The following is a 230-nucleotide window of genomic DNA, read 5'->3' as shown; positions in this document are numbered from 1 at the left end:
AAATGGTGCTGAGTTCAGAATTGAAGTATTTATTTTGAAAGATAAAGTAACCGTTATGATTGATACCACTGGTGCTAGTCTCTTTAAACGTGGTTACCGTGTGGCAAAAGGTGGCGCTCCGATTAAAGAAAATATGGCAGCTGCTATTATCGAGTTGTCAAACTGGTACCCAGATAAACCATTTATCGATCCAACATGCGGTTCTGGAACATTCTGTATTGAAGCTACTA

Annotated in this window: 1 pseudogene; it reads left to right on the top strand. The window is 39.1% G+C overall.

Annotation, left to right across the window (positions count from 1 at the left end):
• Window positions 1-34 precede the first annotated feature (34 nt).
• Window positions 35-230, top strand: a pseudogene (locus tag HMPREF2937_RS13170) (class I SAM-dependent RNA methyltransferase); the annotation flags it as partial.

The organism is Staphylococcus sp. HMSC061G12 (assembly GCF_001838465.1).
Classification (GTDB): domain Bacteria; phylum Bacillota; class Bacilli; order Staphylococcales; family Staphylococcaceae; genus Staphylococcus; species Staphylococcus simulans.
Note: the sequence above shows the minus strand (reverse complement) of the source record. Positions and strands in the feature narration are given on the sequence as shown.